Source organism: Corynebacterium sp. CQ3829_602738 (assembly GCF_054478435.1).
Window position 1 is genome coordinate 2393388 of record NZ_CM137003.1, and the last position, 21347, is coordinate 2414734.

23 protein-coding genes are annotated in these 21347 nt (G+C 64.9%); 8 read left to right on the forward strand and 15 right to left on the reverse strand.

The genetic code is table 11. The features are described from left to right. Window positions 1-116: 116 nt before the first annotated feature. The 11 genes from ACX1NL_RS11440 to ACX1NL_RS11490 form a co-directional block, all read right to left on the reverse strand. Entirely contained in the window at window positions 117-803 is a 687-nt protein-coding gene (locus ACX1NL_RS11440) for an AAA family ATPase (RefSeq protein WP_311389933.1), read from the reverse strand. 2 nt (window positions 804-805) lie between these two features. Then, the gene (locus tag ACX1NL_RS11445; protein WP_181889303.1) at window positions 806-1204 is read right to left on the reverse strand and encodes a type II toxin-antitoxin system VapC family toxin; all 399 of its coding nucleotides are present in this window, start codon (window positions 1202-1204) and stop codon (window positions 806-808) included. An 8-nt stretch (window positions 1205-1212) separates the two neighbouring features. Beyond that, the gene (locus ACX1NL_RS11450; protein WP_181889304.1) at window positions 1213-1500 is read right to left on the reverse strand and encodes an antitoxin; all 288 of its coding nucleotides are present in this window, start codon (window positions 1498-1500) and stop codon (window positions 1213-1215) included. Window positions 1501-1554: 54 nt separating this feature from the next. Beyond that, entirely contained in the window at window positions 1555-2316 is a 762-nt protein-coding gene (locus ACX1NL_RS11455) for a chymotrypsin family serine protease (RefSeq protein WP_181889305.1), read from the reverse strand. 127 nt (window positions 2317-2443) lie between these two features. Next, the gene (rplI, locus tag ACX1NL_RS11460; protein WP_181889306.1) at window positions 2444-2896 is read right to left on the reverse strand and encodes a 50S ribosomal protein L9; all 453 of its coding nucleotides are present in this window, start codon (window positions 2894-2896) and stop codon (window positions 2444-2446) included. Between the two features lie 48 nt (window positions 2897-2944). Next, entirely contained in the window at window positions 2945-3589 is a 645-nt protein-coding gene (locus ACX1NL_RS11465; RefSeq protein ID WP_181889307.1) for a single-stranded DNA-binding protein, read from the reverse strand. A 51-nt stretch (window positions 3590-3640) separates the two neighbouring features. Then, window positions 3641-3937, reverse strand: coding sequence for a 30S ribosomal protein S6 (gene rpsF, locus ACX1NL_RS11470; RefSeq protein ID WP_181889308.1), 297 nt, complete (start codon window positions 3935-3937; stop codon window positions 3641-3643). A 275-nt stretch (window positions 3938-4212) separates the two neighbouring features. Further along, entirely contained in the window at window positions 4213-4401 is a 189-nt protein-coding gene (locus ACX1NL_RS11475; RefSeq protein ID WP_181889309.1) for a hypothetical protein, read from the reverse strand. Window positions 4402-4404: 3 nt separating this feature from the next. After that, the gene (locus tag ACX1NL_RS11480; protein ID WP_301614882.1) at window positions 4405-5946 is read right to left on the reverse strand and encodes a glycosyltransferase family 87 protein; all 1542 of its coding nucleotides are present in this window, start codon (window positions 5944-5946) and stop codon (window positions 4405-4407) included. Continuing rightward, window positions 5947-8208, reverse strand: a complete 2262-nt coding sequence (locus ACX1NL_RS11485) for a transglycosylase domain-containing protein (RefSeq protein WP_458898219.1) — start codon at window positions 8206-8208, stop codon at window positions 5947-5949. It abuts the gene before it with no gap. Between the two features lie 102 nt (window positions 8209-8310). After that, the gene (locus tag ACX1NL_RS11490) at window positions 8311-8673 is read right to left on the reverse strand and encodes a DUF5318 family protein (protein WP_239307182.1); all 363 of its coding nucleotides are present in this window, start codon (window positions 8671-8673) and stop codon (window positions 8311-8313) included. A gap of 67 nt (window positions 8674-8740) precedes the next feature. On the opposite strand from ACX1NL_RS11490, the gene ACX1NL_RS11495 reads away from it, so the two are divergent. From ACX1NL_RS11495 to ACX1NL_RS11505, 3 genes are all read left to right on the forward strand, one after another. Continuing rightward, on the forward strand, window positions 8741-9205 hold the full coding sequence (locus ACX1NL_RS11495) for a MarR family winged helix-turn-helix transcriptional regulator (RefSeq protein ID WP_311389932.1): 465 nt from the start codon (window positions 8741-8743) through the stop codon (window positions 9203-9205). Window positions 9206-9372: 167 nt separating this feature from the next. Next, the gene (locus ACX1NL_RS11500) at window positions 9373-10251 is read left to right on the forward strand and encodes a universal stress protein (RefSeq protein WP_181889312.1); all 879 of its coding nucleotides are present in this window, start codon (window positions 9373-9375) and stop codon (window positions 10249-10251) included. Between the two features lie 10 nt (window positions 10252-10261). Continuing rightward, entirely contained in the window at window positions 10262-10720 is a 459-nt protein-coding gene (locus tag ACX1NL_RS11505) for a hypothetical protein (protein ID WP_181889313.1), read from the forward strand. On the opposite strand, the gene trhO is transcribed toward ACX1NL_RS11505, so the two are convergent. Genes trhO through ACX1NL_RS11525 form a run of 4 tightly spaced genes read right to left on the reverse strand, consistent with a single transcriptional unit; the run spans window position 10710 to window position 14222 of the window. After that, on the reverse strand, window positions 10710-11600 hold the full coding sequence (gene trhO / locus ACX1NL_RS11510) for an oxygen-dependent tRNA uridine(34) hydroxylase TrhO (protein ID WP_239307183.1): 891 nt from the start codon (window positions 11598-11600) through the stop codon (window positions 10710-10712). The two genes, ACX1NL_RS11505 and trhO, sit on opposite strands and share 11 nt — an antisense overlap. A 38-nt stretch (window positions 11601-11638) precedes the next feature. Then, complete coding sequence (locus ACX1NL_RS11515) at window positions 11639-12337, reverse strand: PIG-L deacetylase family protein (protein ID WP_239307184.1); 699 nt, start codon at window positions 12335-12337, stop codon at window positions 11639-11641. Window position 12338: 1 nt separating this feature from the next. Continuing rightward, window positions 12339-12674 carry a helix-turn-helix domain-containing protein gene (locus tag ACX1NL_RS11520; protein ID WP_181889315.1) on the reverse strand — a complete coding sequence of 112 codons (336 nt, stop codon included), beginning with the start codon at window positions 12672-12674 and terminating at the stop codon, window positions 12339-12341. A gap of 54 nt (window positions 12675-12728) precedes the next feature. Continuing rightward, window positions 12729-14222, reverse strand: a complete 1494-nt coding sequence (locus ACX1NL_RS11525; RefSeq protein ID WP_239307186.1) for a DUF1846 domain-containing protein — start codon at window positions 14220-14222, stop codon at window positions 12729-12731. Between the two features lie 25 nt (window positions 14223-14247). Here ACX1NL_RS11525 and ACX1NL_RS11530 point away from each other — a divergent pair, with 25 nt between their 5' ends. From ACX1NL_RS11530 to ACX1NL_RS11550, 5 genes are all read left to right on the forward strand, one after another. After that, on the forward strand, window positions 14248-15054 hold the full coding sequence (locus ACX1NL_RS11530) for an Fpg/Nei family DNA glycosylase (protein ID WP_458898220.1): 807 nt from the start codon (window positions 14248-14250) through the stop codon (window positions 15052-15054). A gap of 21 nt (window positions 15055-15075) precedes the next feature. Continuing rightward, complete coding sequence (locus tag ACX1NL_RS11535; RefSeq protein ID WP_458898221.1) at window positions 15076-16647, forward strand: bifunctional ADP-dependent NAD(P)H-hydrate dehydratase/NAD(P)H-hydrate epimerase; 1572 nt, start codon at window positions 15076-15078, stop codon at window positions 16645-16647. Beyond that, window positions 16640-17596 (forward strand): NAD(P)-binding domain-containing protein, encoded by a 957-nt coding sequence (locus ACX1NL_RS11540; RefSeq protein WP_458898222.1) that lies wholly within the window; start codon window positions 16640-16642, stop codon window positions 17594-17596. The genes ACX1NL_RS11535 and ACX1NL_RS11540 overlap by 8 nt, the downstream gene beginning before the upstream one ends. A gap of 219 nt (window positions 17597-17815) precedes the next feature. Next, window positions 17816-19450, forward strand: a complete 1635-nt coding sequence (locus ACX1NL_RS11545) for an IS3 family transposase (RefSeq protein ID WP_181889013.1) — start codon at window positions 17816-17818, stop codon at window positions 19448-19450. A 919-nt stretch (window positions 19451-20369) separates the two neighbouring features. Continuing rightward, window positions 20370-21278 (forward strand): hypothetical protein, encoded by a 909-nt coding sequence (locus ACX1NL_RS11550; RefSeq protein ID WP_239406326.1) that lies wholly within the window; start codon window positions 20370-20372, stop codon window positions 21276-21278. The last annotated feature ends 69 nt before the right edge of the window (window positions 21279-21347 follow it).

Below are 21347 nucleotides of genomic sequence, written 5' to 3' on the forward strand. Positions count from 1 at the left end.
TGTCGATAGTTGCAGGTCAGCGCCTCTTGGCCTGCCGGGACTCCAAAATCCGAAAACGCTGTAACCAGCGACTATCGACCTCGAGATATCGACATGGGCGCTCAGGGGCAGGCTCCCTAGCCGTCCACCAGGAATCTCGCCGTGCCGGCCGGGTCGTCGATGAACTCTCGGGTGGCGGTGACGGGCTCGCAGTCCTCGAAAGGCATGTGCTCCAGGGCGGGCACGGTGAGGATGCGGGCGTCGGGGACGGCGAGCAGCACCGGCGAGTGCGTGGCCATGAGCACCTGCGCGCCGCGGCGGATCAGCACCGCGAGCAGGCCGAGCAGTTCGAGCTGGGAGAAGACCGAGAGGCCGTCTTCGGGCTCGTCCAGGATGATCAAAGAGTCCGGGCCGAAGCGTTCGTGGGCCATGCGCATGATGCCTTGGCCGTGGCTGCGGCGAGTGAGGTCTTGCAACGGGTCTTCGATTCCGAGGCTTTCATGGTATTCGGCGAGGTCGAGGTATGTTTCGCCGCGCAGGAAGTACACGTCGCTCGGGTTCGCGCGGCGGGTCAACGTGAGCGAGGCGTGGAGCCGGGAATGGTCCGCTGCCTGGAACTGGGCGTGGCGGGAACCGCCCGCGGCGTTGGCGCCGGCGGCCATAGCGATCGCCTCCACCAGCGTGGACTTCCCCGACCCGTTGTCGCCGGTGAGGATCGTGGTTTGCGCGAGCTCGAGGGGCTTTTCAGCCAAGCGACGCACCACCGGCAGGTCGCGGGCGTAGCCCTCCACCGGCGCGTCGATGCGGACCTGGGTGACGAACATGGCTACCGCCAATTCTCCAGCTTCAGGTTGGGCACGCGCGCAAACTCGCGCTCGTTTGCAGTCACAAGCACTAGATCATTTCGGATCGCCTGCGCCGCGATCCAGAGGTCGTTCGAGCCGATGACCTGCCCCCGATTCAGGAGATCAGACCGGAGCTTGCCGTATAGGCATGCGGACTCCCGATCGACCTCGAACACAGGGCAACCGTGCAGCAGGAGGTCGTACACCCGCCGCATAGCTTCTGGCCTGCGGGACCTCTCGATTCCGGCCTGAATTTCGCCAAGAACCACAGTTGATAAGCAAAGCTGCGCACTAGCTAGCTCAGAACTTTTGCGAACAACCTCTGGATGGTCACCACGTTCAATATCGATCCACACATTTGTATCAAGGAGGTACCGCACCGAATCTCCTATCGCTCGTCGCCGCGGTCAAGATCGGGGGGAAGGTCCTCCGGCAGATCATCAACTTCTTCGACCAGCCCAGGTTCAATACCGTTTACGCGCTGGAACTCGCGCAACCTCGCCACCACATGCCCGAACGATTCTTCCTCCGGCCGCAGCAGCAAACCTTCCGGCACACGTTCGATCATCACTCTGTCCGAATCAAAGCGCAGTGCCGCCGGAATCCTGACGGCCTGGCTGTTTCCCGACATGAACACTGTCGTGCGGACTGGCCCGTCCTGAATTGGTTCGGCCATAGCAATCACCCCTAGTTCAAGTGTATATCCGAGAGGATATACACACCCTGACAACTACCGCAATCCGGCGGGCAGCGGCAGCAGTCCGTCCACCGCGAGCAGCACGCCGAACGCCGTGCCGGAGACCACGCCGATGATGTTCGCGCTGCCATCCGGGTTGACGGTGTAGACCGGCCCGCCGGAATCGCCGTGCAACGCCAAGATCAGCACTGCCAGCTCGCCGGTGTCCGGGTTCACCTTCAACACCGGGCCGCAGGTGCGCGAGGTGCGCGCGCCGTCCTTGCACACAATCTGGCCCGGCTTCACCGCCGTCACCGGGTGGTAGCCCGCAACACGGCGGGTGGGGTTGATGCGCTGGACTGCGTCCGACAACGGATTGACCGCGCCGATGACCGGGATGTCGACGGCCCCACCGCGGGCGGCCGCGGCGTTGGTAACGCCGCCGGCCAGCGGGAACCAGGCGACGTCTCGGAGCGGGCTGCCCAGCGTATTGTCGCCGCGCATCTCGTAGCCCGAATCCCGCAGGTCGCCCGAGATCTTCGTGCGGCCATCCGCCGCGTACACCGCCACCGGCACCGCGCCACCAATCGGCGCCAGGCAGTGGCCCGCCGTCACGCCGTAAGCCTGCCCGTCGCGGTGCGCCACCGTATTCAGCGAACAGCCGTAACGGGAACCGTCGCTGTACGCGACGCGGATACTGTCGCCGGCGTACATCGCCACGGCCTGCGCCGGCATGGCGAACCCGGCCGCAGCAGCCGCCGCGAGCAGGAGGGACACAGCCAAAGTGCGCACGCGGCGCGCCACGGAAAACGTCATGGGCGGTATTGTATCGGCACACTAAAAGCGCGGGCCCCACTCCTCACAAGTGGGACCCGCGCTTTTAAATGCTGTTGTCGTTGGACTGCAGTTTTCCGTTCTCAGGCGGAGCAGTCGTCGATAAGCGTTATGCGCTTACGACCTCGAAGTTCACCTTGCCCTCCACGTCGTCGTGGAGGTTGACCTTGACCTGGTAGCCACCGGTCTTGGTAACAAGGCCCTTCGGCACGTTGATGCGGCGCTTATCCAAGTTCGGGCCGCCAGCGGCCTTCACAGCGTCGGCGATGTCGCCGGCCTTCACAGAGCCGAACAGCTTGCCGTTGTTAGCGGTGCGCACAGCAACCTTGACGCCCTTGAGCTGGTCGAGCTGGTCACGCAGTTCCTTCGCGTGATCCAGGTCGCGGACCTGGCGCTCAGCCTGGGCGCGCTTAATGTCTTCAATCTGCTTCTCTGCGCCGCGGGTAGCCGGGATAGCCAGGCCGCGCGGGAGCAGGAAGTTGCGTCCGTAACCGTCCTTGACCTCGACGACCTCTCCAGGCTCGCCAAGCTTCTCGACGGCAGCGGTGAGGATCAGCTTCATAATCCTAACCTTCCTTATGGTGAAAAATGCTTGATGTGTGGTTGTCGTTTAGAACGGTGGCTCATCGCCCGCGCCGCCGGAAAAACCGCCGGCATCCGGAGCGGAACCCCACGGATCATGTTGAGGCTGGGACTGGTTCGGGTTGCCCTGGGTCTGGCCCTGGCTTTGGCCGCCGAAGCCGCCGTTCGCCGGGTTGTAGCCGCCCTGGCCCTGATTCTGGCCCTGGCCGCCCTGGCCACCCTGGTCGAAACCGCCCTGGTTTCCACCAAAACCGCCGCGCTGGCCGCCCTGGTTGCCGCCGCCGTAGCCGCCCGCACCGCCCTCACGCGGATTGCGGGTGACAGACGCGCTGGCGTACTTCAGGGACGGGCCAACCTCGTCGACCTCGACCTCGAACACGGTGCGGTTTTCGCCCTCTTTGGTCTGGTAGGAACGCTGACGCAGCTTGCCGGTGACCACGACGCGCATGCCCTTGGTCAGGGACTCCGCGACGTTCTCCGCCATCTGGCGCCAGCAGTTGCAGGTGAGGAACAGGGCTTCGCCGTCTTCCCACTGGTTCGTTTCCCGGTTGAACGTGCGGGGCGTGGACGCGATGCGGAAATTCGCAACGGCAGCGCCGCTCGGGATGAAGCGCAGCTCCGGGTCCGCAACCAAGTTGCCGACAACGGTAATTGGGGTATCGCCTTGAGCCATGTCCTAAACCTTCCTACCTGCTGATCGTGTGGTTTCTGAGCCTACCGGTTCTTACTTGTCGGTACGCAGAACCTTGGTACGCAGAACGTTCTCGTTCAGGTTCAGCACGCGGTCGAGCTCCTTGACCGTGTCTGCCTCGCAGTCGAGGTTGACAACGGCGTAGATGCCCTCTTCCTTCTTGTTGATCGGGTAAGCAAGACGCTTCTTGCCCCACACATCAACGTTTTCCACCTTGCCGTTTTCCTTGCGGACGATCTCCAGGAACTTGTCCAGGGACGGGGCAACGGTGCGCTCATCCTGCTGCGGATCGAGGATGATCATTACTTCGTAGTGACGCACGGACCTCATCACCTCCTATGGTCTCGGTTGTTTTCGGCCATCACCCTTGTGGTCATGGCAGGAGGGTCGTTGCGTCAAGCAACCCGAACAGACTACCCCACGGTTTGACCAGCTCAAAACCTTGGGTTTCGGGTGCGCTCGTGTGGACTCCGCATTGCGGACAATCCCGCCACCACCAATTATTGGTGCGGACCCACGTTGTGCACGAATCAACGCGGCAAAATGCTGACCTGGGCGTTTGCAACGCCAGAAGCGGCCCAAATGTCGATTCGTACAAAATCCGCCTAGTGCGGGTTGGGCACCGCGGAGAAGAGGGCGAGGGAGACCGGGATCACGGTCATAAAGAGGAAGGCGATCAAGCCGAAGCTTATCGACGCTTGCTTCCGCCCCTTCACCGCAAAATAGAACGAGGCGCAAAACAGGAAAAACGCCACCACGATGGAGGCAATGCCCAGGATTGTGGTGGCGTTCATCGGCTAGACCTTGGCGACCGTGGAGCCGGCCGGCTCGGCGTCGGCGGGTTCGGAAACGGGGTCGGCCGGAGGGGCGTCGATAGGCAAAGGCTCCTTCCACTGGTACGGCAGCGACATGAGGGGGTCGTGGCCGTTGTGGGCGTCGCGGACCTTGTCGCGGCGCTTGCCCAGGATCTGCTGCACCACCAGCACCATGATGGCGATGATGAAGGCGTCGCGGGAGATGATCACGATGTTGAGGAACCAGCCCGGCACGCCCATGTTGTCCGCGCCCATCATGTGCCACATCAGCACCGGCCACACGGCCATGTCCACGACCATCCAGGACAAAAGGAGGCGCCAGTACGGCAGCGCCAGCACCGCGGGGACGACAAACCAGAGGGAGTACTGCGGGCTCCACACCTTGTTGAAGATGAGGAACAGACCGACGATCAGCGCCACCAGCTCCGCGATGCGCGGGGTCTGCGGCGCCTTCAGGCCCAGGATGAGCACGCCCAGGCAGCCCAGCAGGAACAGGATCAGCGTCACGGCGTTGAGGATCACCGGGGCGCCCTCGCCGGAGTCGAAGCCGGTCCAGCCGGTCATGCGGGAGATGACCGCGTAGATGGTGGTCCACTCCCAGCCGCGGTCGGTGTTGAGGCGGTTGAACTCACCCCAGGCATCCGGGTTGCGCAGGTAGACCGGCACGTTGACCACGAGCCAGGACACCACCATGGCGGCGAGCATCTTGCCAAACGGGGCCAGGTCGCGCTTGCGCAGCGCCACGGTGAGGTACGCGCCGAGCAGGAAGATCGGCCAGAGTTTGAACGCGGTGCCCAAGCCGATGAGCACGCCGGCGAGCCAGAACTTCCGGTTGCGGGCGGCCAGCATCGCGGCGACGGCGAAGAAGATGGACGGGATGTCCCAGTTGGTGAACGCGTGGACGATCAGCAGCGGAGAGCCGGCGACCAGGAGGGTGTCCCAGACACGGTTGCCCGCGAGCTCGGCGACCATGCGGATGGTGATCACCCAGATGATGGACATGAGCAGCGCGGTGACGTAGAAGTACCAGCCGGAATCCGGCACGAAGTTGTCCACCAGGAAGTAGGTGCTGCGCGACAGCCAGGCGGACAGCTGCTGGAACAGGCCGGCGAGTACCGGGTATTCCATGTAGCGGGTCAGGCCGTCTTCCACCCACGAGTAGTCGTAGACAAAGCCGCCCTGGTCCAGGCCGCGGGCGCCGTAGAGCGGAATGATGTCGTTGTAGCAGGCGGCGGTGTACTGGCGGTTGCCGTCCCAGTTGAGCTGGATGATGCCGTTGTCGTCGGCTTTGCCGCCGGCGCAGTGCGCCTTCTGCAGCAGGCCGAAGGACAAGAAGACGTATGCGACGGCGAGGATGGAGCGCAGCGGCGTCCAGAACCGGGCGCGGCCGATCTGGGCGAAGCGGCCCATCGGCCCGCCGAGGAACTCCACCCAGCCGCGCGCGAGCGGCTCGGTGCGGCCGGGCTGGACACGGTCCGCCGGGTCCGGCCAGGTGACCTGCGTAGTCTGCGTCGGCTCAGTCATTTATTGGAACGCTCCCTGGAATTGATCGAGGACGTCGTTGATCGTGTCGTTGAGGTTCGGCGCTGGCGCCGGTGCCGGCGCGGGGGCTGGCGCGGGTGCCGGGGCTGGCGCCGGTGCGGGTGCGGGCGCCGGTGCCTCCTCCCCGCCCGGTGCCTCGGGCGCTGCTGGGGCCGACGGGTCCGCCGGTGCCGCGGAGCTCGGGGCGGACGGCGCCTGGCCGGTGCCGCCGGTGTAGCTCGGCGTCGGGTTGGAGTAGTAGCCGCCCAGGCCGACACCGCCGGAGTACGGGTTCACGCCCCAGTAGACGGGGTTGGCGTTGGGGAAGCTCATGAACTCCTGGCCCTCCAACTCGGTGTCCAGGAACTGCTTCCAGATTTGGGACGGGGTGTTGGAGCCGTACATGATGCCGCCCCACTCGTTAAAGATTGGCGAGGTGTTGTCGGCGGTGCCCACCCACACGGCCACGGCGAGCTGCGGGGTGGAGCCGACCATCCAGGCGTCCTTGTTGTTGCCGGTGTCGCCCATTTGGGCGGTGCCGGTCTTGGACGCGGACTGGCGGCCGCCTGCGAGGACGGCGTTGGAGTAGCCAGCCACACCCTGCATGGCCTGCAGTGTGTTGTCGGCGACCTGCTCGGCCACTCGGCGCTCGGTGTAGTCCTTGTCCACCTGGTAGAGGACCTCGCCGGTGGCGTCCTCAATCTTTTCCACGAAGTGGGTCGGGTGCATCAGGCCGCGGTTGGTCAGGGTTGCCATGGCGGTGGCCATGTCCAGCACGCGCGACTGGTACTGGCCCAGCACGATGCCCTCGTACGGCTGGCCGCCGTTTTCGCGCAAGGTCAGCGGGATGCCGGGGATGGACTTGGCCACGCCCAGGGCGTGCGCCATGTCGGCGGTGTCCTGCGTGGTGTTGTCCAGTTCGTCTTGAATGCGCATGTAGGCGGTGTTGGAGGACACGCGGGTGGCCTCAGTCATGGACAGCATTCCGCCTCCGCCGCCGTCCCAGTTGGTCACGACGTGGTTGCCCGGCAGGGTCACCGGGGAAGAATCGAACATGGACGTCAGCGGGATGCCCTGCTGCAGGGCGGCCGCGAGGGCGAAGATCTTGAACGTCGAGCCCGTTTGCAGGCCGGCGTTGGCGTAGTCCCAGCCGGAGGGGTCGTCGCCGCCGTAGTACGCGCGCACTGCGCCTGTCGACGGATCCACGGCCACCGCACCAGTGCGCGCGTCCTCCTGCAGGTTGGTCAGGCGCTCGCGTGCGATGCGCTCCATGTTGGCCTGGGAGGCGGCGTCGATGGTGGTGGTGATTTGCAGGCCGCGGTTGGTCAAGTCGCTTTCGGTGATGCCCAGTGCCTCGAGCTCCTGGATCACCTGGTTCTTGATCAGGCCGTTCGGGCCGGTGGCCTCGGTGTAGGCGGAGTAGGAGGCCGGGTCGCGCGTTTCCGGGTACACCAAGCCGGCGCGCTGCTCCGGGGTGATTTTGCCCATCTCCACCATGCCGTCCATGACGTAGTTCCAGCGCTGCTCCGCCGCCTCGCGGTTCGTCCACGGATCCAGCTCGCTGGGCAGCTGGATGGAGGCGGCCAGCACGCCGCCCTCCTCGAGGGTGAGCTGGGACGCCGGCTTGTCAAAGAAGGCGTGCGCGGCGGCCTCGACGCCGTAGGCGTTGCGGCCGAAGTACACAGTGTTCAAGTAGGCGCGGAGGATGTCCTCCTTGGACCACTGGTTGGTCATCTTCACGGAGTAGACCAGCTCATTGGCCTTGCGCTCGTAGGAGTGCTCGTTGCCCACCAGCGCGTTCTTCACGTACTGCTGGGTGATGGTGGAGCCGCCGCCTGCAGAGGTGTTGCCGGTGATCTGCCCCAGCGCCGCGCGGGCGAAACCGGTCGGCGAGAAGCCCGAGTTGGTCCAGAAGTCGCGGTCCTCCGCGGCCAGCACAGCATTCTGCACCTCCTCGGGCACAGATTCGAGGGGCACCTGCTCACGGTTGCCCTCGGGCGGCACGAGGCGGGCGAGCTCGTTTTCGCCGTCGTTGAAGTAGATCGAGGAGATCTGCGCCGTCTCAATCTCGCCTGGACCCGGGACCTCGGCCTTGGAGTACTTCCACATAAACCAGCCGACCGGCACGCAGGCGAGCAGGAGGAGGAACAGCAAGAAGGCAAGCACCCACTGCCACGCGCGGGACTTCTTCTTTTTCTTCACGGCCGTGGTGCCGCTGGAGCCCTTCGCCTTCGCCGTATTCTTTTCAGCGCTCTGTTCAGTCACACGTTTTCCCTGCACAATTGCACCCGCCGCGCCCGCGGGGAGGGCAAACGGGCGAGCTACCTACTACATTCCTACCGGACACCCTACCTGCCCAGTTCGGATTCACACTACTGGTACGGCTGTGACTTCTTGTAACAGATGGTTCCACTTGCACGACGGGCACACCTCCACCACGTGGACGGTCAGCGCCCCCACCTCGCCCACGAGTCTGTCTATCTCCTCCTCGCTGCGCGCGGTGCCTGTGCGCCTGCCCAACTTTTCGGAGTAGACCCAGCGCACGTCACGCATCACTTCGCCGCACACGGGGCAGGGCCGGGCGGAATCCTCGCCGTGGTGCTGCGCGGCGGCGCGGAGCAGGAAGTCGGCGTCGCACACCTCGTCGATAGGCAAATGCCCCCGCTTGAGCTCGCGCAGCGTCTGGCGGCGCTGCCACTCGTGGGACACCTCGTGCTCGTACGTGAACATCCCGGCCATCATAACCCCAGTCCTTGCTGCTAAATTTTGAAAAGTACTTGGAAGAAAGAGGTGCACAGTGGCGGCGCACGACGAACCCTCCGCGGAAGCCATGCGGATCGCGGCGGACATCCGCCCCGCGATGACCAGCCTGTACGTGGCGTACTTCCGCAACGCGGAGGACTCGGACCTGACCGGCCCGCAACTGTCCGTGCTGCACAGGCTTGGCTTCAGCGGCCCCACGCGAATTAGCAGGCTGGCCGCCGAGGAAGGCGTGCGCCTGCCCACGGCCTCCAACACCGTCAACCAGCTGGAAAAGCGCAATTTGGTGCGGCGCGTGCGTTCGGTGGACGACCGCCGCGGCGTGTCCGTGGAGCTGACAGATTTCGGCCGCGCTGAGCTGGAGCGCGTCGGCGCAGAACGCACCCGCTCCCTCGCCCAGATGCTCAGCGCGCTGGATGCGGAGGCGCTGGAGAAGCTGGACTCGTTGACCGGGGTCCTCAACGACCTCGCCCGCGCGTACGCCACCGGTTCCGCGGACTAACCGCTTTCCGTCTCCAGGACGGCACATGTTTATGATGTCTGTATTATCTGAAAACTCGCGTATGCGGACATGTGTCAAGGAGGAAGGCCCTGAGCAGCTCCCCAAGCGCTGACAGCGCCCATCTTGCGGCCCTTGCCTTTCCCCTGCGCGTGCTTGTGGGCTGGGACGTGGCAAACACCGAGGCAGTGGAATTCGCCGCGTGGCTCGGCCGCTCGCTGCCGGTGACCGTGCAGGTGATGTCCAGCACCCAGTCCAAATGGACAAAATCCCTGGCCAACGCCACCAAGGGCCGCAAGAAGCGCATGAAGGAGGCGCAGGCCACCTTCGACTCCCGCGTGGAGAAGGCGCTGACGGAGCACATCCCGCGCGAGCAGTGGTCGAAGGACGTTTCCCGCCTCGTGGACAGCAAGGACAGGGTGCGCTCCCTGTACGAGACCGCGAAGGACTTCGGCGCGGACCTGATCCTGATGGGCTCTCGCGCGAAGACGCCGAAGGGCCGGTTCCGCCCGTCCAGCGTTGCGGACGAGATGATGCGCTCCTGCCCCGTCCCGCTGGGGCTTGCGCCACGCGGGGTGAAGCTCTCCAAGAAGGGCATCACCCGCGTGACGTACGCGATCGTGGCGGAGGACGACCCAGCTGAGCCGGAGTTTTCCGGCCTGGACTACGCCACCGCTCTGGCCTGCAAGTTGGGGCTGCCGCTGCGCATTATCGCGTTTTCCCCCACCGCCTACGAGAAGCACACGTCCACCTGGAACGAGCAGACGCTGGGCATGCTCGACCACGCCCGCGACTACGCGTGGGCGCTGGCGGCGGAGGTCGCGCCGGACGTGTGCGACACCTTCCACGTCACCAGCTCCGTCTCGGCGGCGAAGAGCTGGAAGCGCTCCATTGATTCGGTGAAGTGGAAAAAGGGCGACATCATGTTCCTGGGGACCCATCCGTCGCCCCAGTTCACCAGCGTGTTTGTGGGCACGCTGGAAGGCGAGTTCATCCGCTACGCCTCGGTGCCTGTGGTGGTGTGCCCGCACTCCCCGAAGGCGCAGTAGGTTGGGCTCCATGGAGCACCCGGAGAACGACCTTCACTCCCCCGCCGACCGTTTCTCGCGTATGCGGCCCGAGCCGCGCTCCTTCGACGAGCTCGCGGACCAGCCGGATCCGCTGGAGGTGGACCGGAAAAACCGCCGCTCCACCCGCCAGGCGATCACGTTCGCGATGAGCACGGTAGCCGTGACCCTACTGCTGGCGTTCATTCTTGCGGTGATCTCGCGCGCGCAGGGCGGTCCGCTTTGCGACGGCAGCTCCGCCTGGCTCTGCACCGAGTCCTGGCGCACGTGGTGGGCCGTGACCACCTCGATCCCGCCGGTGGTGGGGCTACTGACCTGCGCGGTGATCACCGTGCGCAAGCTCAACCGCTACGAACGCTGGATCCCCTGGATCGGCGTGTTCTGGATCCCGCTGGTGCCCTTCACCATGGCGTGGTTGATTATCACGCTGGGGATCTTGGCTACGCAGTAGCGCGCTGGGCGCACTCCCCGCAGTACGGGTTGTTTTCGCGGCAGTCCTCGCAGCTCAAGTACTGGCGGCGGCACTCCGGCTCGTTGGCGCAGTTGTAGAACTGGTTCGTGGCCGCGCCGCAGTGCACGCAGTGGCCGAGCTGCACGTAGTCCGGGTCGCCCGGCGCGCCGAACTCGGTGTGCATGCGGTCGTCGAAGACGTACAGCGAGCCCTCCCACAGCCCCGAGTTGCCGAACTTTTCGCCGTAGCGGACGATGCCGCCGTCGATTTGGTAGACTTCCTTGAACCCGCGGTTGATCATGAGGCTGGAGAGCACCTCGCAGCGGATCCCGCCGGTGCAGTACGAGATGACGGGCTTGTCCTTCATCCAGTCGTACTTGCCGGAGTCGAGCTCCTTGATGAAGTCGTGGGTGGTTTCCACGTCCGGCACCACCGCGCCTTTGAACCTGCCGATCTCTGCTTCGCGGGCGTTGCGGCCGTCGAAGAACACGGCCTCGGGGTTGTCGGCCACCAGCTCGTTGACCTGCTCCGGGGTGAGGTGCACTCCCCCGCCAACCACGCCATTGTCGTCCACCTTGAGCTCGCCCGGCGCGCCGAAGGAGACGATCTCCTCGCGGGCCTTGACGCTGAGCTTGGGAAAGTCTTCTGCCCCGCCTTCGGACCACTTGAACTCGATGCCCTTGAAGTACTCGCGGGTTTTCTTGGCGTAGGTCTTGCAGGCGCGGATGTCGCCGCCGACGGTGCCGTTGATGCCGTCCTTGGACACGATGATGCGCCCAGTCAGCCCCAGTCCTTCGCACAGGTCCCGCTGCCACAGGCGCACCGCGTCCGGGTCGGCGATGGGCTGGAACTTGTAGTAGAGCAGGATCTTGCTGGTCATGCCTGGCAGTCTATGTCCACCCAGGCCAGCGGGGAAAGTTAGAGGTCGAAGGCTTTGAACGCGATAGCCAGCGGCACTCCCAGCGCTTCCCCGCCCTGCGTGGCCGCCCCGCCGACGATCTCCGCGCCGCTGGGGTGGTCCGGTAGCGCCTGGAAGTACGCCTCGTGGGCGTCCAGCGACTGTGCGCCTTTCTCCACGTGCCGCTGCTCCACCGCCACCGCGACGTCCGGCTCGTGGGCTCCGGTGACCAGCAGCGTTTCCGCCTGGTGGCGCGGGCCCAGCTCCGGGAAGAGGAACTCGTTGCCAGCGTCGCGCGCGGCGTCCACCGCCGCTATGCCCGCCACCCGGTGGTCCGCCTGGTTCAGGCCCCACGGGGCGACAACGCTCCAGTCCTGGGTGAGCACCACGGTGGGTTTGAAGGTGCGGATCTTTCCGGCGATGGCCTTGCGCAGCTCAAGGGTGTGTTCCAGCAGGCCGTCGGTGAAGTCGAGCATCTCCAGCTCCCCTGCGCCGACGATGTCGCAGGCGCGGCGCTGCTCCTTCGCGCGGATCTCGCGCACCTGCACAGGATCCCCGCCCGCGATGCCGTGCTCGCCGTGCGTGAGCAGCAGGTACGCCACCTCGATACCGTCTTCGGCCCATTTGGCCACGGCGGCCGAGGCGCCGTACTCCATGTCGTCGGGGTGGGCGACGACGGCGAGGACGCGTGCGCCGTCGCTAAGCGAAAGCTCCCGCACCTTAACCCCGCTTTTCCTTGAACGCGTGGGCGTCGCGCGTGTACACGCGGCGGTGGGTGCCCACCTTGTGGCCGGGCAGCTTGCCGTCGTCAATGAGCTTGACCACGAACGGGCGCGAGACGCCGAGCAGGTTGGCCACCTGCTGGGTGGTCATCTCCTCGTCCGGTTCGGGCGGGCGCACCAGGCGGCCCTCCGCGAGGTCCTCGAGCAGGTCACGGACCCACACGGCGGTCTGTTTCGGCAGCGTGACGTGGTCTTCTGCGCGCGTGCGCGCCACGGCAAGGTTGTTGTTGAGCTCTGCTAGTGCGTCTTCCACCGGCGATTGCTGTTCCCGCATGCGCTCGACAATAAACCACAACCGAAACGAGCGCAATAGTTAGTGTTGGAAAACTTAGCGTTTGTGGTACAACGCCTTGCGCCAGTACTTCGGCTCCGAGGTGGCCAGCACGCCAAGGTTGCGGAAGATACCCTCGTCTACGGACCCCAGAATCGTGGTGATGTGCGCGTCGCACCCGCGCAGCGACTTCAAATGCTCCAGTGCCAGCGCCGCGTCCGGGTTGCCGGACGCCGACACGGACAGCGCGATGAGCACCTCGTCGGTGTGCAGACGCGGGTTCACCGAGCCCAGGTGGCGGGTCTTCAGCGTCTGGATCGGCTCGATGGAATCGGGGGAGAGCAGGTGCACGTCGTCGTCGATGCCGGCCAGCAGCTTTAAGGCGTTGAGCAGCACCGCGGCGGACGGTCCGAGCAGGTCGGAGGTCTTGCCGGTGACGATGCGCCCGTCCGGCAGCTCCAGCGCCGCGCCCGGCTTGCCGGTGCGCTCCGCCACCTCGAGCGCGGGCGCGACCACCACGCGGTCCTCCACGGAAAGGTCCGCCTTGCGCATGACGTTGAGGTTGCGGTCGGAGATAGTGGAGTCGGCGTCGGCGCGGCGTTCGTCCACAAGCGCCGCGTAGTAGCGGCGGATGATCTCCTGCTCGGCGGCGTGGCGACACGCGGCGTCGTCGGAGATGCAGTAGCCCGCCATGTTCACGCCCATGTCGGTCGGCGACTGGTACGGGTCCGCACCGGTGGCCTCCCGCAGCAGCGTCTTCAGCAACGGGAAAACCTCGATATCGCGGTTATAGGAGGAGACCTTCTCCCCGTAGGCGTCCAGGTGGTACTGGTCGATGACGTTGATGTCGTCCAGGTCCGTCGTGGCGGCCTCGTACGCCAGGTTCACCGGGTGCGACAACGGCAGGTTCCAGATCGGGAACGTCTCAAACTTGGCGTAACCAGCGTCGATGCCGCGCTTGTGCTCGTGGTACACCTGGGAAAGGCAGGTTGCCAGCTTGCCGGAACCGGGCCCCGGCGCGGTCATGACCACCAGGTCGCGGGAGGTTTCCACGTAGTCGTTGCGGCCGAAGCCTTCCTCGCTGACCACCTTCGCGGTGTCGTTCGGGTAGCCCGGGATCATGTAGTGGCGCGCCACCTTCAGCCCCAGCCGGCCCAGGCGCTCCACAAAGGCCTCCACGTTCTGGTTGTGGCCCTCCAGCTGCGTGACCACAACGTTTTCCACCAAAAACCCGCGGTCCCGGAACACGTCCACGAGCCGCAGCACGTCGTCTTCGTAGCTGATGCCCAGGTCAGCGCGCATCTTCTGGCGCACCACGTCGCCGGCGTTGAAGCAGATGACAATCTCCACTTCGTCCTTGATCCGGTCCAGCATGGCGATCTTGTTGTCGGGCGTGAATCCGGGCAGGACGCGGGAGGCGTGGTTGTCGTCGAAAAGCTTGCCGCCCATTTCCAGGTACAGCTTGCCGCCCACCTCCGCGCGCCGTTCCTGGATGTGCTCGGACTGCATTTGGATGTATTTTTCGCGGTCGAACCCGATCTCATACGGCATGGGTGCAATAGTACAGTCAGCGACCGTGCCTGAGGGTCATGTCATTCACCGGCTTGCGCGCCGCTTCAACACGGATTTCCGGCCCGCGCCGGTCTCCGCGAGCTCCCCGCAGGGGCGCTTCGAGCCTTCGCTTATCGACGGCACTCCGCTGAGCCACGCTGCAGCCCACGGAAAGCACCTGTTTCTGCATTTCACGGACGCGATGGTGCACGTGCACCTGGGCCTGATCGGAAAGTTGTCCTTCGAGCCCGCCGACACGCTGCGCGGCCAGATCCGGCTGCGGCTCGTGCCGGACGGGGGAGCAGGGGATATAGCCGCCCACCTGCGCGGACCACAGACATGCGCCTACATCACCCCGGCGGAGCAGCAGGCGATTCTGGACGCCGCCGGCGAGGACCCGCTTTCTCCCGCCGCAGACCCGGACGCACTGTTCGAGCGGGTGCGGCGCTCCCGGCGCGCCATCGGCTCGCTGATGATGGACCAGGCGTACTTCGCCGGGGTGGGCAACATCTACCGCGCCGAGCCGCTGTTTCGCCAGGGCATCTCCCCGTTCACCCCGGGGCGCGAGCTGGGCCGCGAGCGTTTCGACGCCATCTGGGCCGACCTGGTCGCGCTCATGGCCGACGGGGTGGCCACCGGGCGCATAGACACAGTGCGGCCTGAACACTTGCCCGAGGCGATGTCGCGCGCGCCACGGGAGGACGACCACGGGGGAGAGGTCTACGTCTACCGCCGCACCGGCGAGCCCTGCTACGTGTGCGGGCGCCCCGTCGAAAAGCAGCAGTTCGAAGGCCGCAACCTGTTCTTTTGCCCGTCCTGCCAGGCACTTTAGGGCGCGGGTAGTGTGGTGCGCATGCACGCCACGACTTTCACCGCAGACCAGATTCGGGCGGCGGAGGCGCCGCTGTTGGAAGCCCAGTCACACCCCGACGAGCTCATGCAGTCGGCGGCGCACGCGGTGTTCGAGGCGGCGAAGGCGATGCTTGCGGACGGCACGGGCGGCCGCACGCTCGTGCTTGCCGGGCCGGGCGGCAACGGCGGCGACGCGCTCTACGCCGGTGCCGAGTTGCAGCTCGCCGGCCACAACGTGGATGCGTTGCTGACTGCCGGACACGCCCAAGAGCGGGCCCTTTCGGCGTTCACCAACGCCGGCGGCACTGTGCTGGAACGGCTGCCCGAAGGTTCCGCGGAATACGCCCTTGCCATCGACGGCATCACCGGCATCGGCGGATCCGGCGGTCTACGCGAGGAGCTCACGGACACGGTCGCATGGCTGCGGGGCGTAAAGGTTTTGGCCGTGGACGTGCCCTCTGGCGTAGATGCGGACACCGGCGAGGCTGGCGAGCTGCACGTCACTGCCAACGCCACCATCACGTTCGGCGGATTTCGTCGTGCGCACGCGCTTGCCCCGGAGTGCGGTGTGCAGCTGCTCGCGGACATCGGCCTGCCGGGGCGTCCGCTGCACGGCACCCTGCTGGACACACTGCCGGAATGGGCACACGAGGGCCCTGAGCTCGTGCTTGCCAACCGGGCCGTGCCAGGCCCCGGCCAGTGGCCTAGCTCCCTGATTCCGCTGCCAGCCGCGCCAGTCCAACCCGTCGAGCCAGGTCCGTACGACGACAAGTACAGCGGGGGAGTAGTGGGCATCCGCGCAGGCAGTACCGGGTATCCGGGGGCTGCGGTGCTCGCCGTGTCCGGCGCGGTGCTTGCCACGCCCGCCATGGTCCGTTACGTCGGGCCGCAGGCCACTGAGGTGGTGCGGGCGCATCCGGAGGTCGTCGTCACGCAAACGCTCGAGGATGCGGGACGGGTGCAGGCCTGGGTGTTCGGCCCTGGCGCCGGCACCGACAAGGTGGCCGCCGCTGAGCTCTCCTGGATCTTGCGCCAGGAGGTGCCAGTGCTCATCGACGCCGACGGCCTCACCCTCCTCGCCGAACACCCTGACCTGCGCCAACAGGTGGCGAAACGGCAGCAGACTACAGTGCTCACGCCCCACGACGGCGAGTTCGCGCGCCTCCAGAAAGCGGCCGGAGTTGCCGCGGGAATCCGCTTCGAAGAGACACTCGCTCTCGCTGCAACGCTGTGCGCGACCATCGTGCGCAAGGGCCGAATCACCCTGGTCGCGCCGGAGGACGAGCCGCACCTGATCCACGCCGTCGACGCCGGCCATTCTTGGGCTGCGACACCCGGCTCCGGCGACGTGCTCGCTGGCATCATGGGTGCGCACCTGGCGCTGGCTGCGGCACGCACCCCATACGCCGACGCCGCCATAGCCGCCACAACCACCGGGGCGGTGACCGTCCACGCGCTCGCAGCGTCACTCGCCGCCGAGACCCCGTTCGGCCCCGCCACCGCGCCGGCTAGCCGCATCGCCGAATTTGTCCGCCCCGCGACCGCGCTATGCACCCGGGACACCCATGCTTGACGCCGTCGTTGTCGGCGCCGGCCAGTCCGGCCTGGCCGTGTCGTACTACCTGCGTAAATATGGCGCTTCGTTTGTTGTTCTCGACGCCTCCGATGAGCCCGGCGGGGCATGGCCGCACTACTGGGACGCACTGACTCTGTTCTCCCGCGCGGAGTTTTCTAACCTGCCCGGCTGGCCCATGCCCCACTTCGACGGCTACCCGCCGCGCGATCACGTCGTTGAGTATTTGTCCGACTACGAGCAGCGCTACGACCTGCCCATCCGACGAGGTGAGCGCGTCAAACACGTGCTTCACGACGGCTCCGCTTTCCACCTCAACGGCCACTCCACCCGCAATGTGGTGATGGCCACCGGCATCTGGTCCGCACCGTTTGTGCCCTTCATCCCCGGGTCGTTCGCGGGGGAGCAGGGGCACTCGGCTCAGTATCGGCGGCCGGAGGATTTCGCCGGGCAGCGCGTCGCTGTCGTCGGGGGCGGAAACTCCGGTGCGCAGATCGTCGCGGACCTCGCACTCGGCGGGGTGGACGTGCAATGGTTCACCCGCCGACCGCCCGCGTTCATGCCGGAGGATGTCGACGGCGAGCAGCTTTTCCGCCGTAACCGCGAGCGCTTCGTCGCCATCTCACGCGGCGAGGACGATCCCGGAGGCGCCGATTTCGGCGGCGACATCGTCCTCGTCCCCGAAGTCCGCCGGGCCCGATCACTCGATCTGCTGGACGCCGAACCCATGGTCGAGTCGTTGGACGAGCTCTCGGATTTCGACGCCCTGATCTGGGCCACCGGCTTCCGCCCCGCACTGTCTCCCGTGCGGGGGTTGGAGCGCGGCCTGGACACGCCCGGCCTGTTCGTCCTGGGCTTCGACTCGCTCAACGGCCCCGGCGCCGGGACCATCGGCGGTGTGAGCCCCTTCGCCCGCGACATCGCCCGGCGCATCGCGAGCAAGGGCTAGCGCGTCCGCCCCATAACCGCGGATCCAGCTATCAGGTCCTCAACAATCGCTGTTGGGAGCGCGGACAAAAAGTTGGAGTGTTGGGGGCTGGAAGGTATTCCGATGCCCGCAGGTTTTCCATCTGATATCCGCGTTGGTGCGGTTGAGAGGTTTTTGGCTGGGTCGTCTGCCCGTGAGGTCTGCGACTGGGCTGAACACGCGTGTGGTCGCCGACCGTCGGTGGCCACGGTCGGCAACTGGGTTGCGGCCAAGCGTCGTGGCCAGAGCTTGGACGGTACGCGACGCGCCTACGACGCTGAGACCATCGCAAAAGTTGTCGCACGCAGATTGACCTCGCAGGCGACAGTGCGTGACATTGCCGTGGAGTTCGATGTCCACGACACCGCGGCACTGACCTGGACGAAGCGGTTTTGGCCCGACGATGACGAACGCGATTCGGCAGCGTCGATGACTTTCGACGAGGCCTATGCGGCGACAATGGAACGCGTGAGCAAACACCGCAAAGTCCAACGCAACCATCAGCAGCAGCGAGTCGATGAGGCAGCCAATGCGAAGAAACCACCCCGGCCAGTCAACGAGTGGCTGCCAGGGCCTGGGCCGATAGACGATATCGCTGATTTACCCAGTGACATGGACGAGCTGAAAAAACTCGTTGTTGAGATGCGCGACCGGGAAACGGTCAAAGACGCCATTATCCACGTGCTCATGAGCGATGGTGAGCCACGGGGAAAAGACAACGTCCGCGACGGTGAGTCGCGGGGAAAAGACGACGTCCGTGACGGTGAGCTGTCCACCGCGGCGAAAGCCGCAGTGGTGGTTGCCCTCACGGACGCCCACGAGTTTTCCATCGCTCGAGCATGCGCGGTCGTTGGGATTGCGCAGTCGACGTTTTACTACCACCGACACAAACACACGCAGGTAGTGCAACAGCGCGAACAGCGCCACGCTGCACTCAAACCGCTGATCTTGCAGGCAGCCGCCGAATCCGGGCAAAGCTACGGCTACCGGCGCATCCACGCCTGGTTAAAGATCATGGGGCATACAGTGTCGGAAAAGATCGTGCGCACCCTCATGAAAGAGCTTGGGTGCCGCCCGCCGGCGAAGGCGTCGGGCAAGTACTCCTCCTACACCGGTGAAACCGACCACAAACCGGCAAACCTGCTGCTGATCACCCCACCCGACAGCAGCGACGGGGATGCGGATTCGGATGCGGCCCGGCCGGTTGTTGCACCGTCGCAGTATTTCATCGACCACGCCGACACTCAGGGGCTGACCCACGATTTCCACGCGGATGCCCCGTGGGAGAAAATCGGCACCGACGTCACCGAAATCCACTGCCCAGACGGGAAGTTGTTCCTGTCGGCAGCGATCGATTTCTACGACGGGATGCCGATTGCGGTCACCATGTCGACGTCGCCGAATCACGACTTGGTCGCCGAGATGATCGCGCGAATCGACGAGGTAAAACCCGACGGTGCGCAACCGATTATCCATTCCGACCGTGGCGGGCTCTACCGCAGTGAACGCTGGGTCAGCCTGATCACCGACCACACCCACAACATCCTGGATTGCCCCGACTGCCAGGCCGATGCGTGGTGCGACACCCGGTGGCGATACATCCCGTCACTGTCACGCAAAGCCACCAGCGGCGACAACGCGCGCACCGAAGGGTTCTTCGGCACGATGAAACAAGAACTGCTCAAAGGCAGGCCTGTGGTGTCAACGATGACGGTGGAGCAAATGCGCGACTATATTGACACCTACATCGACTTCTACATTCACAGACGATTGAAGTCGACACTCGGCGACGGCTACACCACCATCGCCGAACACCGACAAGCACTGAGTGCATAACAACGAGACAAAGTCCCCCAAATGCACTCCAAGAATTTGTCCGCATCCCCGTTTTACGCCGAATAGCTGGGCCCTTGTAGCTGGAAACAGCCCACCGACCCAGACATCCCGGCTCGAATTTGGTGGGTGCGGACCAATAGTTGGTCCCTGCTTGATTGTCCACAATGCGGAGTTGTGGAGTCCGCAAGCTCAGCACCGATGACACCAACATCGAAACCGCCATCCGCGCCTTGCTCCTCAAATCGTTTGTCCGCAACCAATAGTTGGCCCACCTCCAGTTGTCCGCACTGCGGAGTTGCGGAGTCCGCAAGCTCGAGCAAAAGCACCGCACAGATGCTGTGACCGCCCGCCCCATAGCCGCGGATCCAGCTATCAGGACCTCGACAATCGTCGTTTATGCCGAATAGCTGGAACCTTGTAGCTGGGAACAGCCGACTGGACCTCGGCCCCCACAGTAGCCGGGCCCCCGGCTGCCGCCCCCTTGACCCGACCAGCTACCGCAAACAGCAGAAACCGCAAAAGAGAACGCCCCCCCCCGACAGCCACCCCAGACGCATAAAAAACGTCGATACCTTTGAATTACAAGCGTGTAACTTACCCACTGACAAGCGCAAATGCCCCTTAAAGGGCGTATCAAACCCCAAAACTTACCTTTTATTTTGCTTAGAAAGTTGAGTTAACGTTCCGGTAACCTGCACTTTCCCCGAATTTAAACGGGTCGAGCCGTTTAAGAGAGCCACGTCACCCCTCTCTCGGATACTGAAATGTTGTTCCTCTGCGCTACGCTATCGGTATGTTAAAAAATCGGAGGATAGCAGCGCTCACATGCGCAGTCGCAACTGCAGCGGCCGCGTTTGTCGTGCCTTCCGCCGGTGCAGCTACCGTGGGCGAACCCAGCGATGGCGTGTGCTCGCTGAAGGTGAATGACGCTGAACGTAAGTACATTGATTCGCTCGACCGCAGTGTCGGCGTCGGCGCATCTGATGAGCGGGCCCGCTGGGCGTCCGCGTTTGAGCAGTTGTACCCGGCTGCTCCGGACACCGTCGCACCGTTTTTGGAGTTGTTCACCGGCTCGTACGTGACCTACTTCAACAGCAACCTTGAGGCCAACATCGAGAACTGGGCTCAGCGAGTCGCTGAGGACACTGGGGCGGACATCGATTCTTCCCGCGCGTACTTCACGCAGGTGTGGAATTCGGCGGCGGTCAGCGACCACCAGGCGTTCGACATGACCAAGTACTGGAACATCATTGATACCGCTGTGAGCAACGGCGAGATCACTGTGCCGGCTCGCGACGGCTTCGCGGAGTTCGCGTTGATCCCGGACCGCGAGGGGCTGGTTGAGCAGCAGTCTCGCGATTACCCGGCCATGCCGAAGGACCAGGTCGAGGCGTGGGTTGATGCGTATGAGCAGCTGCCGGACGTGAAGCAGGCTCGTCGTGTGGCAAGGTTGATGGTGGCGTTCGAGGAGGCTCGTCAGACTTGTGCCAAAGGTGGCGGCAACGCACTGCTGCCTACCGACGGCCCGAACCCGGACGCCCCGACCACCACGCCGACGACAAGCACCAACGCGGTTCCGAGTGGGCAGGAAGGCAAGAGCAGGGACACAGTGACTCACACGGTCACCAACGGCAACGTCACCACTTCGGTGACCACCGACACTTTGACCAGCCTGACCGTATCCCAGACCACCCACAGGACTGAGCAGACCATGGAAGCCGCGTCCGGCGGCTCTTCCGCGAGCACGGGTACGATCATCGGTGTGATCGTGGCGATCCTGGTGGCCCTTGGCGCCGCAGGCGCAGCGTTTGCGCTGTCTGACCAGTAGCCGTATCTTGGCTCGGTGCGAAACACGCAGCAATCTCCGCAGCAAGCAGCGAAGTTCCCCGTCGTCCCG

Bases quoted from the DNA above. Each gene is read 5' to 3' on its own strand.
- ACX1NL_RS11440 (WP_311389933.1), bottom strand. From the start codon at position 803: ATGTTCGTCACCCAGGTCCGCATCGACGCGCCGGTGGAGGGCTACGCC.
- ACX1NL_RS11520 (WP_181889315.1), bottom strand. From the start codon at position 12,674: ATGCGGGAACAGCAATCGCCGGTGGAAGACGCACTAGCAGAGCTCAAC.
- ACX1NL_RS11475 (WP_181889309.1), bottom strand. From the start codon at position 4,401: ATGAACGCCACCACAATCCTGGGCATTGCCTCCATCGTGGTGGCGTTT.
- rplI (WP_181889306.1), bottom strand. From the start codon at position 2,896: ATGAAGCTGATCCTCACCGCTGCCGTCGAGAAGCTTGGCGAGCCTGGA.
- ACX1NL_RS11540 (WP_458898222.1), top strand. From the start codon at position 16,640: ATGCTTGACGCCGTCGTTGTCGGCGCCGGCCAGTCCGGCCTGGCCGTG.
- ACX1NL_RS11455 (WP_181889305.1), bottom strand. From the start codon at position 2,316: ATGACGTTTTCCGTGGCGCGCCGCGTGCGCACTTTGGCTGTGTCCCTC.
- trhO (WP_239307183.1), bottom strand. From the start codon at position 11,600: ATGACCAGCAAGATCCTGCTCTACTACAAGTTCCAGCCCATCGCCGAC.
- ACX1NL_RS11465 (WP_181889307.1), bottom strand. From the start codon at position 3,589: ATGGCTCAAGGCGATACCCCAATTACCGTTGTCGGCAACTTGGTTGCG.
- ACX1NL_RS11505 (WP_181889313.1), top strand. From the start codon at position 10,262: ATGGAGCACCCGGAGAACGACCTTCACTCCCCCGCCGACCGTTTCTCG.
- rpsF (WP_181889308.1), bottom strand. From the start codon at position 3,937: ATGAGGTCCGTGCGTCACTACGAAGTAATGATCATCCTCGATCCGCAG.
- ACX1NL_RS11490 (WP_239307182.1), bottom strand. From the start codon at position 8,673: ATGTTCACGTACGAGCACGAGGTGTCCCACGAGTGGCAGCGCCGCCAG.
- ACX1NL_RS11525 (WP_239307186.1), bottom strand. From the start codon at position 14,222: ATGCCGTATGAGATCGGGTTCGACCGCGAAAAATACATCCAAATGCAG.
- ACX1NL_RS11450 (WP_181889304.1), bottom strand. From the start codon at position 1,500: ATGGCCGAACCAATTCAGGACGGGCCAGTCCGCACGACAGTGTTCATG.
- ACX1NL_RS11535 (WP_458898221.1), top strand. From the start codon at position 15,076: ATGCACGCCACGACTTTCACCGCAGACCAGATTCGGGCGGCGGAGGCG.
- ACX1NL_RS11480 (WP_301614882.1), bottom strand. From the start codon at position 5,946: ATGACTGAGCCGACGCAGACTACGCAGGTCACCTGGCCGGACCCGGCG.